Annotated in this window: 10 protein-coding genes; all 10 read left to right on the top strand. The window is 54.1% G+C overall.

Annotation, left to right across the window (positions count from 1 at the left end; all coding sequences use genetic code 11):
* Positions 1-66: 66 nt before the first annotated feature.
* The 10 genes from AACV02_RS06125 (at position 67) to AACV02_RS06080 (ending at position 12,556) form a co-directional block, all read left to right on the top strand.
* Positions 67-672 carry a hypothetical protein gene (locus AACV02_RS06125; protein WP_119737056.1) on the top strand — a complete coding sequence of 202 codons (606 nt, stop codon included), beginning with the start codon at positions 67-69 and terminating at the stop codon, positions 670-672.
* A 22-nt stretch (positions 673-694) separates the two neighbouring features.
* Positions 695-2,152 (top strand): DUF6094 domain-containing protein, encoded by a 1,458-nt coding sequence (locus tag AACV02_RS06120; RefSeq protein WP_119737054.1) that lies wholly within the window; start codon positions 695-697, stop codon positions 2,150-2,152.
* A 104-nt stretch (positions 2,153-2,256) separates the two neighbouring features.
* Positions 2,257-4,497 (top strand): DEAD/DEAH box helicase, encoded by a 2,241-nt coding sequence (locus AACV02_RS06115; RefSeq protein ID WP_119737051.1) that lies wholly within the window; start codon positions 2,257-2,259, stop codon positions 4,495-4,497.
* 203 nt (positions 4,498-4,700) lie between these two features.
* Positions 4,701-6,596, top strand: coding sequence for an acyltransferase family protein (locus tag AACV02_RS06110; RefSeq protein WP_119737175.1), 1,896 nt, complete (start codon positions 4,701-4,703; stop codon positions 6,594-6,596).
* 151 nt (positions 6,597-6,747) lie between these two features.
* Positions 6,748-7,458 carry a methyl-accepting chemotaxis protein gene (locus tag AACV02_RS06105; protein WP_069552971.1) on the top strand — a complete coding sequence of 237 codons (711 nt, stop codon included), beginning with the start codon at positions 6,748-6,750 and terminating at the stop codon, positions 7,456-7,458.
* Positions 7,459-7,468: 10 nt separating this feature from the next.
* Positions 7,469-8,248, top strand: coding sequence for a TIGR03759 family integrating conjugative element protein (locus AACV02_RS06100; protein WP_119737049.1), 780 nt, complete (start codon positions 7,469-7,471; stop codon positions 8,246-8,248).
* Complete coding sequence (locus AACV02_RS06095) at positions 8,233-8,790, top strand: lytic transglycosylase domain-containing protein (RefSeq protein WP_119737047.1); 558 nt, start codon at positions 8,233-8,235, stop codon at positions 8,788-8,790. The genes AACV02_RS06100 and AACV02_RS06095 overlap by 16 nt, the downstream gene beginning before the upstream one ends.
* Positions 8,787-9,290: an integrating conjugative element protein gene (locus AACV02_RS06090; RefSeq protein ID WP_119737045.1), complete on the top strand. Its 504-nt coding sequence runs from the start codon at positions 8,787-8,789 to the stop codon at positions 9,288-9,290. Before AACV02_RS06095 ends, AACV02_RS06090 begins: the two co-directional genes overlap by 4 nt.
* A gap of 264 nt (positions 9,291-9,554) precedes the next feature.
* Positions 9,555-11,783, top strand: a complete 2,229-nt coding sequence (gene traD, locus AACV02_RS06085) for a type IV conjugative transfer system coupling protein TraD (protein ID WP_119737043.1) — start codon at positions 9,555-9,557, stop codon at positions 11,781-11,783.
* 17 nt (positions 11,784-11,800) lie between these two features.
* Positions 11,801-12,556, top strand: coding sequence for a TIGR03747 family integrating conjugative element membrane protein (locus tag AACV02_RS06080; protein WP_084375837.1), 756 nt, complete (start codon positions 11,801-11,803; stop codon positions 12,554-12,556).
* The last annotated feature ends 7 nt before the right edge of the window (positions 12,557-12,563 follow it).

Raw genomic sequence — 12,563 nt, 5'->3', positions numbered from 1 at the left:
TAACCCAGAGGGGCAGCGACCTGCCCTTCAGGGACTGGAGCTGCCCTCCATTCCGGAGGCTGCAAAATGTCCACCCACTCATTCACACGACTCTATCAGGTCGACGAATGTCCTGATCTGTATGTCGATGCCTGTGCCTGCGACGAGCAGCGCAACTTAGTGTTTCTGTCGGCCTGGGGCCGTGACACAGCACTGCAGGAGTTCTTGGCCAGACTGACCCTCGGCTCCGCTGAAAACGGCCTGGACCAGTTTCATATCGTCGTCGACGGCCGGAGTCTTCCAGTCTTCCCCAACGTCGACATGCTGGAGAAACGAACCACCCGGCAATTTCGCGGGACGTTATTCGGCAGCCTGGTACACCTATGGCTGTTCGACCGGCGCTGCGCGTATCCAGACCGGGCCAATCACTTCTCCTACGCCCTTCTACAGAACGGGCAGCTTCCTCATCAAAAGCTTTGGCCCCTGGTCATGGACACATGCCCATTACCGCTGCTACCGCATTGGCATAACCCAGTTATGGAAGTGCTCACCCAACACGACATGTTGCAGTCCCTACCGGGATCGTTAGGTGCTATCTCGGCCTGGCGTTTGTCGCTGCAGCTCGACGTACTTGAACCCGCCCTAGGTGATCTGATCCGCCAGGGGCATCTCTCAACCCACGCTCAGTTTTGAGCCTTGATTCAGGAGCCTCATCATGGCCTTGATGTTCCCACGCCTGGCGCGCAACTTCGCTCGCAATGGCTACTACCCTACCGACGAGACGACTCTGGAACGGACGCTGCAGGCATTGGCCCCCTCTCCCACCGGTAAGATGCGGATCTGCGATCCATGTGCCGGCGAAGGGGTCGCCCTGGCCGAAGCAGCTCATTTTCTTGGGCGAGACCGCACAGGCACATTCGCAGTTGAATACGACAAAGAGCGTGCCGAACATTGTAGGACGCTGCTGGATCGCGTTCTGCACAGCGACCTCATGGACACCATGATCAGTCGTCAGGCCTTCGGTCTACTCTGGCTCAATCCACCTTATGGAGATTTGGTCTCCGATCACTCTGGCGCGTCGCAGTACCAGGGCAACGGACGCCGCCGCTTGGAGAAGATGTTTTATCAGCGAACGCTCCCGCTGCTGCAATACGGCGGCGTGTTGGTATTCATCGTGCCGCACTACGTCCTGGACGATGAGCTGTGCGGTTGGCTCTGCAATCATTTCACCGGGCTGCGGATTTATAGCGCAGCGGATCTAACCTTCAAACAGGTGGTGATATTCGGTATTCGTATCCGACGACAGGATCTGGCTCGGCCACAAGACGTGAAATACACACGCGCACGACTTCAGGCGATCGGCGCCGGGACGTTGAATGCAGAAGTGTTACCTGAGAGTTGGTCTTGGGAGCCCTATAGGGTCCTGTCGTCGACCAGCGAACTGGAGCACTTCTATCGCATCAGCCTTGAACCGGAGCAGCTCAGCGCTGAAGTTAAACAGCTTCGCGGTATGTGGCCAGACTTCACCCTGCACTTTGGTCAAACGGGTGTTCAACCAAGGCCACCAGTACGAGAACTGTCCCGTTGGCACTTGGCGTTAGCCCTGGCTGCCGGCGCGATATCGGGCGTCGTTTCCTCAAAGTCCGGACGGGTACTGGTGCTCAAAGGCGATACCTATAAAGACAAGGTCCACAAGACCGAGTTTACCGAAGATCAGGACGGTAACGTCTCTGAGGTAAGGATCCTGACCGATCGTTTCGTGCCGATCATTCGGGCATGGGACATGACGCCGGGATCTCCCAACCAAGGACGCGTTGTCACCATCACCTCTTCGGCGGAACGACAACCTGAAGCTGTTGAAGTAATTGCAACGGTGGTTCCGGACACCACCTCACGCCTGTCGTTTGAAGCTGGACAATTGGTACTGACCCAATCCGTACACCACCTGGTGGAGCATGGACACCTCGATCCGAGTACCTACTTGCGAAGGCATTTCTCCGGCGACTGGGGGGAACTGCCCCAGGAAGACTGGAGTAGTAACCAGCGAGCCCTGACTACCGGAGAGCGTCTGTTCTCAAGCTACGACATCAACGCCGGGGATGAAACCCGGCTCTGGATCATCACTGAAGCCGACCGAAGCGTAACAACCTTGTTGCTGCCATCGGACTACTGACCCACCAACCCCATAGGGGACTCCCCTATCCAACCCACAGGGTATTCACAATACCCGTGAGGGTGTCGTGCATGCCCTGTTTTATCCTTTTAGGAGAAACAACCATGAACGACCTATCACACGCCCCAATTTCACCTCTTTCCATCGGTTTGACCGAATTCATCGACGAGTTCGGTGATGAGTTGCTGGACTCACTCAACCGATCAAACCCACCGGTCTACGCCGGTCACATCGACCCAGCCCGGCAACGGGTGATGGATGAACTCAAACGTCAGCCATTTTCCGCTCAGGCCGAAGTGGTACAAGCCGTTGCAGCGTTATTGCTGGATCGTGACGAGCAGGCTGCGGTGATCAACGCAGAGATGGGGACTGGCAAAACCATGATGGCCATCGCTGTAGCCGCCGTCATGCACAAAGCTGGCTATCGCCGTACGCTGGTCGTTTCTCCACCACACTTGGTCTACAAGTGGCGGCGAGAGATTCTCGAAACTGTCCCAGACGCCCGCGTCTGGGTACTCAATGGACCCGACAGCCTGGTCAAGCTACTCAAGCTGCGCGACCAACTGAAAGAGCCCTACGACGGGCGGCAAGAGTTCTTCATCCTCGGGCGCGTACGCATGCGGATGGGGTTTCATTGGCGCTCGGTGTGTTGGCCACGTCGTGCTGGTGGCGAGCACCGACTAGCAGGTTGTCCAGACTGCGGACGGCTACTGGAAGACCAGGAAGGCAACCGGGTCACCGTCGAAGAGTTTCACCAAGAGGAACGCCGTCGCAGCTGCCCTCACTGTCAAGGCCCACTCTGGACGCTTATGCGCCCAGGCAAAGCTGAAAACGGAACACGCCGAGCAACCATTCTGAAGTCAATGTGCCGCATTCCGACCATTGGCCCAGTGCGCGCAGACAAACTGCTGAACGATTTCGGAGAAGACTTCCTCGCCTCGATGCTGATCGATAACGTCAGCGAGTTCATCAACCTGATGGACGCTCAAGGCAACTTCATCTTCAACGACCGCCAGGCCAAGCGCATGGAACGTGCCATGGCCAACATCGAGTTTGGTTTTGGTGAAGGCGGTTACCAACCCACTGAATTCATCAAGCGCTACTTGCCTGATGGGTATTTCGACCTGCTGGTGGTGGACGAAGGCCATGAGTACAAAAACAGTGGTTCGGCTCAGGGCCAGGCCATGGGTGTACTGGCAGCCAAAGCACGAAAGTGTGTATTGCTGACCGGTACGCTCATGGGCGGCTACGCCGACGACTTGTTTTATCTTTTGTTTCGGATCCTTACCCGCCGCATGATCGAGGACGGCTACCGACCAAACGCACGTGGAAGCATGGCCCCTGCGGCCATGTCGTTCATGCGTGATCACGGCGTTTTGAAGGATATCTACACCGAACGAGATAACGAGTCACACAAAACTGCCAAGGGTAAAAAGCTCTCAGTGCGTACGGTAAAAGCCCCAGGCTTCGGTCCTAAAGGCATTCACCGTTTCGTATTGCCGTTCACCGTGTTCCTGAAACTCAAAGATATCGGTGGGAATGTGCTGCCGTCGTACCAAGAGGAGTTTATCGACATAGCCATGTCTGCAGAACAGGCATCGGCCTATCAGCAGTTAGCAGGGAAACTGACGCAGGAGCTTCGCCAGGCTTTGGCACGCCGAGACACGACCCTTCTGGGGGTTGTACTCAACGTACTGCTGGCCTGGCCAGACTGCTGTTTCCGGCCGGAGATTGTCAAACATCCACGCAGCAAGGACACGCTGGCTTTTGTGCCGTCGATCTTTGCAGATGAACAAAGTATGCCCAAGGAACAGGCATTGCTCGACCTCTGCCTCGCAGAAAAAGCCAAAGGCCGCAAAGTCCTGGCCTACACCGTGTACAGCGGCACTCGTGACACCACTTCACGCCTCAAACGGTTGCTGGAACAGGCCGGTTTGAAAGTGGCGGTTTTAAGGGCGTCAGTCGATACCGCCAGGCGCGAGGATTGGATTCTCGACCAGGTAGATCGTGGGGTCGATGTGATGATCACTAACCCTGAGCTGGTAAAGACCGGTCTGGATCTGCTCGACTTTCCGACCATCGCGTTCCTGCAGACTGGGTACAACGTGTACACCCTTCAACAGGCAGCTCGGCGGTCTTGGCGGATTGGGCAGAAGCAAGCCGTGCGGGTGATTTTCTTTGGCTATGCCAACAGCTCTCAGATCACATGTCTGCAGTTGATGGCCAAAAAGATCGCCGTGGCGCAAAGCACGTCGGGAGATGTTCCCGATTCGGGCCTTGATTCGTTAAACCAGGATGGGGACTCGGTTGAAATGGCACTTGCAAGACAGTTGATTGCTGCATAACTGTATGGCCACCTTCGGGTGGCCATTTTTGTTCAGAAGCTAATCTCAGCTTGTCATGTGCAAAATGATGCGGACGATCACCCTCTGATCCATGGATCATCGACGATAAAAACTACTGAGGCTGAACACCATTTTCTTGTTCAAATACGACTCCATGGCCACTACAATGCCACCCCACTATGTACGTGATCATGGACGCGAAGATGCAATTCCGGAAAAGTATAAATGCACTACGAGCACTGGCGGTTCTATCCGTAGTGCTTTTCCACTTCCAGATCAGTGGATTTGGTGGGGGGTTCATTGGGGTCGACGTTTTCTTTGTGATTTCCGGATTCTTGATGACCGGAATTATATTCAACGGTTTGCAAGCACAGACCTTCTCGCTCCTTAGTTTTTATGTATCGAGAGCGCGCCGTATTATTCCGGCTCTCCTAACGTTGTGCGTGGCATTACTGATATTTGGATTCATCTATCTCCCTTTAGATGACTACCGTGACGCTATCCGGTCGATCAAAAGCAGTCTTTTCTTCAACTCAAATTTTATGTTCGCCAAAACTGGGAACTACTTTGATGCTCCGTTGCATGAAAACTGGCTACTGCACACCTGGTCGCTATCTGTCGAATGGCAATTCTACCTGGTATATCCACTGATTGTGATGGGCCTTCACAAATTACTTGGCACTCAAAAAACCAAAATATCTTTGATTGTTCTTGCCCTTGCATCTCTGGGAACTTCTATATACTTTTCGAAGGCTGACCCAGTCTTCGCTTTTTATATGCTGCCTACTCGCGCCTGGGAGCTAATCGTTGGCGGATTGGTATTTTTGTACCCGCTGCACGTCAGTAGACGAATTGGATATGCGTGCGAAGGCCTTGGCCTGGCCGCTATTCTCTTAAGTATTTTTTGCTTTACTGAGCAAGACCTTTGGCCGGGTTATCTTGCCTTGGTTCCTGTTCTCGGTGCGGCCCTTGTAATTTCAGCAAATTCGCAATCGATCTTTGGCAATAATCGAGTATTACAATATACAGGCACGGTTTCATATTCTGTATATCTATGGCATTGGCCACTAGTTGTATTCCTGTACACCTGCGGATTACTAAACAGCCTTCCCCATGTGGTAGCCGCAGTTATTCTTTCTTTTGTACTAGGCACCCTCTCTTTTTACTTTATTGAATCGAGAACAAACAAAAAAATATTGCCACGCAAAGCAGCAATACAATATGCATGTGCTGTTTTGGTCATGATTGGTATCTCTGCAATCCTATCCTCCGTGGTCAAAGACCATCCTGGAGTACGGTTTGCTTACGTCGACTTAGGTAGACCGGAATACACCAGCAAGCTTTATGAACGCGAATGCCACCCCAACCCTTATGGTGCAGCTGATTGCAAGCTTGGCTCAGGAGACATATCTGTCATATTGTTCGGTGACAGTCACGCAGAGTCCACTGCAGCAGCAGTGCAAATGGAGAATAAACAAGCGGCTTTATCTTGGGCGCGTGGCGGCTGCCCGATATTGCAAAATTTTGAGATGCATGACAAAGAGCTAGCTGATAAATGTCATGGCTTTATGCGCGAAAAAATGGATACGCTGGCTAAGTCCTACCACGGAATCCCAGTTGTCCTGTTTAGTCGGGCAGCTATGTACTTAGACTCAGACCGTGGAAACAGCTATCGCACCTATATTACTGGACAAGAGCATCTTCAAGGTCAGAAATTTATCAATGCATACACTTCAGAATATTCGAAGACTGTTTGCTCTATCGCTAAAAATCATCCTGTATATATCGTTAGACCTATCCCTGAAATGCCTTTTAGCGTTTATAAAGGATTAAATTTGCATAAACGTATTTTTCAACATGAATCAGATATCTCGATATCTCTTATGAGCTATCAGAAGCGGAATTACGACGCCAACAATGCAATAGATGCTGCCGCGAAACAGTGTAACGCCACAGTTATCGATCCGACTCCTTACCTTTGCCCAGATGGGCAATGCATGGGATCTAAAAATGGAGTGGCTTTATACTATGATGACAACCACCTGGTTGACTCGGGCAATCTACAGTTGAAGGGTTTGTTCAGAAATATCGCGAAGTAGAAGTCCGTCACTGCGGTGCAGCCTAGCTGTCCGTGGGCAAACCGTTCACAACGGCATGCCCTAAAAACAAAGCAGTCTGGAAAACCTATTTCCTGCTGCACCCCACTAGCCGTGTTTGAGAGGGTGTCTTCGCTTCTGCGCGAGGACGCCCATGAACCTACCACGCCCTACCCGAACCACTGTGATACTCAGCCTCTGCCTCGTCGCCCTGACAGGCATGCTGGCCTATGAACATTATCAACTGTCCTTACTCAGGATCAGCATGTCTACGACTGCTGATAAAGAGTCCCTCGATGCAATGCTGACGCGCCTGAGCAAAGTCGATGAACGGCTGGACACTGTTGATGGCAAGCAGTGGGTCAGCAACGATGACTTCCGCTCCGGACAACAAGCACTGTCAAATCGGATCGATGCCGCACAGGCCTATGCGAAACAAGCAACCGAATCAGTGCAGGATCTCTCTCGTAATGTTGCGTCTTCAGGTGAGCTAGTGGTGCTCAAGGCAAATGTCGAAACCCTCGATAGTCGTGTTCACGAATTAAGCCAAGCCCAGATCAAGCAATCTTCAGCCCCACCGTCTAAGCCCAAAGCTGTTGTACGCAAGCCTCGTCCCGCTCAGAAGCCCAGTACCAGCGTTATCACACCGCAAGCGCCGCCCTTCACCATCGTCGGTATTGAATACCGGGGCGGTGAGCGTTTTTTGTCCGTAGCACCGCCTGGCAGCACGCAGTTAAACCAGATCTACCTCATCCGACCGGGTGATGCCGTGGCCGGTACGGCCTGGCGCCTAAACGCTCTGGACGGCAAATCCGCACGATTCGAGGTGGCAGGAACGCCGCAAACCATAACCGTCGCGCAATAGGACCTCCTTTATGTTTGGCCTTCTCACACTCTCAAAGAAAATGAACGCTAAAAATGCCTCGTTGATTATTGGTCTGGCAGCCATTGTGATGGCTTATGGTTGCTCAGCTGCACCTGGGCCTTCTACGTCCATCACCAGTACGCAAAACAGCGAAACCCAGAACTCTTCTCAAGGGGCCAGCCAGACAGAACTGGCCCGCGAGTGGGGATTAACACCCCAAGAGTGGAGTCGCTATCGCACCGTCATGGAAGGTCCCCGGGGCATCTATTCACCAGGACTGGATCCTCTGACTGCACTGGGTATCGAAGCTAAATCAGCGGAAGAACGCCGGCGTTACGCTGAACTGCAGGTGCAAGCTGAACGGCAACGTATCGACAAGGAACTGGCTTATCAAAAGGCGTATGACCAAGCCTTCGCTCGCCTATACCCCAACGAAAAAGTCATTCAAATTTCATCAGAGTCGCTGTCTCCTAAAACCTCCGGCGCGACAAATGCTCTCAAAGGCTCAGGTCGATTAGCCGTATTTGTTCAAGACCGTTGCACCAGCTGTATTGCCCGGGTGAAAGACCTCCAGGCTCAGAAACAACCCTTCGATCTCTACTTCGTGGGCAGCCAAGGGGACGACGAGACCATCCGCCGCTGGGCAATCCTGGCTGGCATCGAGCCAACCAGCGTACGCAGCCGCCAGATAACACTGAATCACGATGCCGGCCGCTGGCTTGGCCTTGGACTCGGCGGTGAGCTGCCGGCCGTGGTACGCGAGGTGAATGGACAATGGCAGCGTCTGTAATTCACGCGGCTTTAACGGGGGGGCTACTGCTCACCGCGGCATTTGCTAACGGTGCCGAGGTTCCGCCACCGGCCTATCAGTTGATTGCCCTGCCTGCCGGCGTTCCGTCCGAGGTGCTGTACTCCGTTGCACTGCAAGAGAGTGGCACCCGACTTCGCGGCCAGATCGTCCCCTGGCCCTGGACGTTGAATGTCGCCGGCGCCGGATATCGCTTTGCGACACGCAGCGATGCTTGCAGAGCGTTGATGATCGCCCTTCAGACCGCAGGCCCAAGTAGGGTCGACGTCGGTCTTGGACAAACCAACATCGGTGCCAACGGCCACCGTTATAGCTATCCCTGCGAAGGGCTGGATCCGTACAAAAACCTCTCGGTTACGGCCCAGATTCTGGCTGAGCAAAAAGCCAAAGGAGGCGATTGGATCACTGCTGCTGGCCGGTACCACCGCCCTGCCGGAGGCGAACCCGCTGCCCGCTACCGACGAGCTTTTGCCAAACACCTCAGCCGGGTCACCGGTATCAACCTGATGGCGAACAACCCATGAAAAAACTGTTGAGCTTAATGCTGTTGCTGTGTTCGGCCTCGCCCATTGTGGCGTATGCAAGCTCATTGATTGTGGTTAAAGACCGTGGCGGCGTTTCCGCCCTACCCTACTACCAAGACCTGGTCCCGGAACCTACCGGCCAGTCTGCACCGTTAGAAAACATCGGAGTGCGCGGTCAAGGGTCGTTTCCAGTGCGCTCAGACCAACTGACACCTGGAGAACTACAAGGCCGGGTAATCAATGCCCCGGGTTTGCAACCACTGTTCTTGGTTGGCGACGATGAGCTGTCTAGAAACTGGCTTTCACAACGCCGCGATCAACTGCAGCAACTACACGCAGTCGGGATCGTAGTGAATGTGGCCAGCGCCGAACGCTTTGCCGAGGTGCAGCGTTGGGCGGATGGTCTTCAGATAGTCCCAGCCCCCTCGAATGACCTGGCGCAACGTCTTGAAATCAAGCACTACCCGCTGCTCATCACTGCAACAGCCATTCAGCAATAGGAGGCAAGGATGCCACCACCTCAGTCACTCACAGTGGTGATCAGACAACCGGAAGACCCGCGAACATGCCAGCTCATCTTGGAGCAAGTGAGGTATGTGGTCTGGCTGTATGGCGGTCGTGTGACCTCGACAGAACAAGGTGATGCCATCGCAATGCGCTTGAAATTAGCTGATCGATTGGCTTCACACGAGATATCACAAGTAAGCCAGGAGCTGGACGAACAGCTCCCGTTGAAAACCCCTTAGCTATAGAAGGCTCCAACCATGGCCGGTTCTTTCACCATTGAGGCATTGCTCCGTCCTGCCGTCGAGCTTTACACGGTCTGTGTCTGTGCCGCAGCAGCTCTGCTCTGTATTTACGCCCCTTGGGCCTTTGCGCTGACGCCCTTATTTGGAGTGATGTCCGCTTTTGGCTTTTTGATTCTTGGATATGTGCGCCTGAGACAGGCTTTGGTTGTATTGCGGTATCGACGCAATATTCGGCGTCTCCCCCACTACACCATGACCAGCAAGGACATGCCGGTCAGTAATGAACGCCTGTTCATCGGTAAGGGCTTTCGCTGGACTCAGAAACACACCCAGCGGTTGATGGACACCTATCTGCCCAAATACGCCGAGTATGTCGAGCAAACCTCGATCTATTCCCTGGCACGGCGCATCGAGGAGCGGCTGGAGTTCGCCCCCTTTCCACTCAGACTCCTGACCAAAGCCACCTCGTGGAACGTAGCGATTAACCCGGTGCGGCCACTGCCGCCAGTGGGTGGATTACCGCGTTTACACGGTATAGAACCCCATGAAATTGACGTTAGCTTGCCGCTGGGTGAACGAGTTGGTCACTCCCTGGTGCTGGGTACGACGCGGGTGGGTAAGACCCGCCTGGCGGAACTGTTTATCACCCAGGACATCAGACGCACCCGTAGCCGGTCTCGACGCCGCGTTCAGATGGGTCGACGCGTTCAGCCAGTCCATCGAAGCCAGCGCAGAGCGGCACAAAACGAAGAGATGAACCTTGATCGCGAGGTGGTGATTGTCTTCGATCCTAAAGGCGATGCCGACCTTCTCAAACGCATGTACATCGAATGCATGCGTGCCGGCCGACTGGACGAATTTTATGTATTCCACCTGGGATGGCCTGACTACTCCGCACGTTACAACGCCGTGGGCCGCTTTGGGCGTATTTCAGAGGTGGCGACCCGAATTGCCGGTCAGCTATCAGGGGAAGGCAACTCAGCAGCATTCCGTGAGTTCGCCTGGCGGTTCGTCAACATCATCGCACGTGCCTTGGTGGCCCTCGGCCGTCGGCCAGACTACGAGCAGATCCTCAAGCACGTGACCAACATCGATGCGCTTTTCATCGAGTATGCACAGAAACACTTTGCTGAACATGATCCTAAAGCCTGGCAAACCATTGTCGAGCTTGAGGGCAAGATCGATCGCAAAAACCTCAGTTTCGCCATGAAGGACCGTCCACTACGTGTAGTGGCCTTGGACATGTACTTGACTCAGAAGCGCATATCGGACCCTGTGATGGAGGGTCTGCGATCAGCAGTGCGCTATGATAAAACCTACTTCGACAAGATCGTTGCCAGCCTGCTGCCGCTGCTGGAGAAGCTGACCACAGGACGAATTGCCGAGCTGCTTTCGCCTGACTACATGGATCTTGAAGATCCGCGACCCATCTTCGACTGGATGCAGGTCATCCGTAAACGAGCGGTGGTCTATGTGGGACTGGATGCACTGTCGGATACCGAAGTGGCTGCCGCCGTTGGGAACTCCATGTTCAGCGACCTGGTGTCAGTCGCAGGTCACATCTACAAGTTCGGTATCGACGACGGCTTGCCCGGTGCCTCCGGCGCCAAGGTGGCGATCAACGTGCATGCTGATGAGTTTAACGAACTGATGGGCGAAGAATTTATACCAATGATCAACAAAGGCGGCGGCGCAGGCATGCAAGTCACCGCCTATACCCAGACCATGAGCGACATTGAAGCGAAGATCGGTAACAGGGCAAAAGCTGGCCAGGTCATCGGTAACTTCAACAACCTGTTTATGTTGCGTGTGCGCGAGACCGCCACTGCCGAGCTGCTGACCAATCAATTACCCAAGGTTCAGGTGTTTACCAGCACACCGGCCAGCAGCGCCAATGACGCAATCAACGGCAAGACGGCCTTTACCTCCAACACCCACGACCAGATCCAAAGCGTCAGCGTGCCAATGATCGAGCCGGCGCATGTGGTTGCTCTGCCCAAGGGGCAATGCTTTGCCCTGATCGAAGGCGGCAACCTCTGGAAAATCCGTATGCCGTTGCCGGCAAGTGATCCCGACGAGGTGATGCCCAAGGATCTGCAGGCCCTGGTTGAAGGAATGCGTAAAGGATCAGGAACCAACAGCGAATGGTGGCAAGCGCCGGGATATCAGTCACTAAGCGAATCGCTGCCCGAAGACCTGGTCGACGATTTCCGCCTGATGGCCAACGACGACAAAGTCGCTTAGCGTAAAGGAGCAAAGCGATGGCCGATATGGCGGAAAAAGCCCAGCAACAGCAGGAAGGGCAAAAATCATTTTTGGGCATGGTGATTTCAGCCCCATTCCACTTTCTGGGGGTGATGTTCGGCTCACTGCTGGGCGCCATTCTCGTTGAGTGGCTGTGCATGTACGTGTTTTGGCCTGATGCTGGATGGAAGCACGCCCAGCAGATGTTTGAGCATGAACTAGGCTGGCTGTCCCAGGACTTGTTACATAGCGTTGTCATCAAAGAACCAGGACGCACCGCAACCTGGCTGGCAAAAACGACCTATGATTGGCTGATGGTAAAAAGCGGCCTGCAAGACAGCATTAACTCATTGACCCAATACGCTCGCTCCACGTCGCCTCAGCACGCCGGCATGTTCGACCTGCGCTACGAACTCGGTCGGGTCATGATCAAGTTCCAGGATTACGGCTTGGCCATGCTTTATACCGTGCTCACCTTTTGCGTACGAATGGTCATCCTGACACTGACAATCCCACTGTTTGCACTGGCGGCGTTTACGGGCCTGGTGGATGGCCTGGTGCGACGTGATCTACGCAAGTTCGGCTCCGGCCGTGAGTCGAGCTACCTGTATCACAAAGCACGCGGAACCATTATTCCGCTGGCCATCGTGCCATGGACGATTTACCTGGCTATCCCGATCAGCGTCAGCCCCCTGCTTATTTTGCTGCCGTGCGCGTTGTTATTGGGCGTATCGGTTTACATCACTGTCTCCAGCTTCAAAAAATACCTCTAGGAGCTGC

Source organism: Pseudomonas sp. Larv2_ips (assembly GCF_963879675.1).
Lineage (GTDB): Bacteria > Pseudomonadota > Gammaproteobacteria > Pseudomonadales > Pseudomonadaceae > Aquipseudomonas.
The sequence above is the reverse complement of the archived record's forward strand: the minus strand, read 5'-3'. Positions and strand labels throughout refer to the sequence as shown.

Coding starts and splice junctions, on each gene's coding strand:
- AACV02_RS06125 (WP_119737056.1), top strand. CDS start 67: ATGTCCACCCACTCATTCACACGACTCTATCAGGTCGACGAATGTCCT.
- AACV02_RS06120 (WP_119737054.1), top strand. CDS start 695: ATGGCCTTGATGTTCCCACGCCTGGCGCGCAACTTCGCTCGCAATGGC.
- AACV02_RS06115 (WP_119737051.1), top strand. CDS start 2,257: ATGAACGACCTATCACACGCCCCAATTTCACCTCTTTCCATCGGTTTG.
- AACV02_RS06110 (WP_119737175.1), top strand. CDS start 4,701: ATGCAATTCCGGAAAAGTATAAATGCACTACGAGCACTGGCGGTTCTA.
- AACV02_RS06105 (WP_069552971.1), top strand. CDS start 6,748: ATGAACCTACCACGCCCTACCCGAACCACTGTGATACTCAGCCTCTGC.
- AACV02_RS06100 (WP_119737049.1), top strand. CDS start 7,469: ATGTTTGGCCTTCTCACACTCTCAAAGAAAATGAACGCTAAAAATGCC.
- AACV02_RS06095 (WP_119737047.1), top strand. CDS start 8,233: ATGGCAGCGTCTGTAATTCACGCGGCTTTAACGGGGGGGCTACTGCTC.
- AACV02_RS06090 (WP_119737045.1), top strand. CDS start 8,787: ATGAAAAAACTGTTGAGCTTAATGCTGTTGCTGTGTTCGGCCTCGCCC.
- traD (WP_119737043.1), top strand. CDS start 9,555: ATGGCCGGTTCTTTCACCATTGAGGCATTGCTCCGTCCTGCCGTCGAG.
- AACV02_RS06080 (WP_084375837.1), top strand. CDS start 11,801: ATGGCCGATATGGCGGAAAAAGCCCAGCAACAGCAGGAAGGGCAAAAA.